Here is a 410-nt window from a genome sequence, read left to right on the forward strand (position 1 = left end):
CAGGAAAAAATGGCGAATATCGACGCCGCGCTGGCCCGCTGTGATGCCGATAATCCGGTGTTTTATGAGGATGAAGTCGATATAGACCTCAATCCCAAATTAGGAGCCGACTGGATGTTCAGAGCGCAGCAAAAGCGGGTTGTCACACCGGGGCAGAATGCCAAGCATTATCTGGCAGGCGTTCTCCACGCAGGCAACGGAAGGGTACTTTACGTCAGCGGGATCAAGAAAAACTCATCGCTGTTTATTGCCATGCTGGAAAAGCTGCGCCACCACTACCGACGAGCCAAAACCATCACGTTGATCCTCGATAACTACATCATTCACAAAAGCAAACAGACCGAGCGATGGTTGAAGAAGAATCCCAAGTTCTGCCTGGTGTTCCAGCCAGTTTACAGCCCTTGGGTTAA

General features: G+C 50.7%; 1 protein-coding gene. It reads left to right on the forward strand.

Features of this window, described 5'->3' with window-relative positions; genetic code table 11:
- Nucleotides 1–410: IS630 family transposase (locus tag J9889_RS21035; protein WP_210557999.1), on the forward strand; the 410-nt coding region annotated here is incomplete at both ends.

It is taken from the genome of Aeromonas sp. PrichA-15 (assembly GCF_017939245.1).
Classification (GTDB): domain Bacteria; phylum Pseudomonadota; class Gammaproteobacteria; order Enterobacterales; family Aeromonadaceae; genus Aeromonas; species Aeromonas caviae.